General features: G+C 71.8%; 1 protein-coding gene. It reads right to left on the reverse strand.

Features of this window, described 5'->3' with window-relative positions; all coding sequences use genetic code 11:
- Positions 1 to 1,541 (reverse strand): type I polyketide synthase (locus BT364_RS38915; RefSeq protein ID WP_143166644.1); only part of this gene is annotated, 1,541 nt, incomplete at both ends.

Consider the following 1,541-nt stretch of genomic DNA (forward strand, 5'->3'; position numbering starts at 1 on the left):
TTCGGAGCCGTCAGACCGTTCGACGCACCGTCCTGATTCACGGCCGAACCCGACACCACCGCCAACACCTGATGGCCCTTGCGCCGCGCCTCGGAAAGCCGCTCGACCAGCAGAACGCCCACGCCCTCGCCCCAGCCGGTGCCGTCCGCATCGTCCGAGAAGGACTTGCAACGGCCGTCGGCGGCCAAGCCGCCCTGGCGGCTGAACTCCACGAAACCGCTGGGTCCGGCCATCACGGTCACACCGCCGACGAGAGCCATCTCGCACTCACCCGAGCGCAGCGACTGAGCCGCCAGGTGCAGCGCGACCAGCGACGAAGAGCAGGCCGTGTCCACCGTCACCGCCGGGCCCTCCAGGCCGAAGGCGTAGGACACCCGGCCCGACAGCACACTGGTGGCCGTTCCGGTCAACAGCTGTCCGCTGACGCCTTCTTCGCCCTGGGCGAGCGCTCCGGCACCGTAGCCCTGACTGCAGCCACCGGCGAAGACACCGGTACGGGTGCCACGCACGGACATGGGGTCGATGCCGGCCCGCTCGAACACCTCCCACGAGGTCTCCAGGAGCAGGCGCTGCTGCGGGTCCATCGCCAGGGCCTCACGCGGCGAGATCCCGAAGAACTCCGGGTCGAAGTGTCCGGCGTCGTGCAGGAATCCGCCGGCGTGGGCGAACCCGAGGTCCGTGTCGCGGCCTCCGGAGGGTGCGTCCTCCCAGCCTCGGTCGGACGGAAAGCCGGTGATGCCGTCGGCTCCCGCGCTGACGAGCTGCCACAGCTGGTCCGGCGACCGTACGTCGCCCGGCAGGCGGCAGCTCATGCCCACGATCGCGATCGGCTCGTCGTCGGCGCCGGTCTGCTGGGACCGGGGTGCTCCGTGGGTGGTCTCCCGCTCCAGGATCGCATCGACGAGGTGACCGGCCAGGCCCTGCGCGTCCGGGTAGTCGAACACCAGGGTGGCGGGGAGCTGGAGTCCGGTCTCCTGGGCCAGGCGGTTTCGTAGTTCGACCGCAGTGAGGGAGTCGAAGCCTAGGTCGCGGAAGGCCGTCGCTACGGGGATGGCAGACGGGTCACCGTGGCCGAGTACCGCCGCCGCGTGTGTGCGGACCACGTCGAGGAGGACGGTGTGGGCTTCCGGTGCATCGAGGCCCTGCAGCCGGTCGACCAGCTCCGGTCGCCCGTTCTCCGTCGTACGCTCGCCCGCGCCGCCCGCGTCGGCGGTGGCCGTCGCGGGCAGGTGGGCGACTTCGGGGATGTCGCCGAGCAGTGGGCTGGGCCTCAACGCGGTGAAAGCGGGCGAGAAGCGGTCCCAGGCCACGTCGGCGACGGCGAGGCAGGTCTCGTCGCCGGCGAGCGCCTGCGCGAGTGCGGTCAGGGCATTGTCCGGCTCCATGACGGGCAGGCCACGGCGGCCGAGTTGTTCCTCGCCCTCGGAGGTCACGAGCCCGCCACCGCCCCAGGGGCCCCAGGCGAGGGAGGTGGCGACCTGCCCGCGGGTTCGGCGTTCCTGGGCCAGGGCGTCGAGGTAGGCGTTGGCGGCGGCGTAACC

The sequence above is a fragment of the Streptomyces atratus genome, from assembly GCF_900119365.1.
GTDB classification, from domain to species: Bacteria; Actinomycetota; Actinomycetes; order Streptomycetales; family Streptomycetaceae; genus Streptomyces; species Streptomyces atratus_B.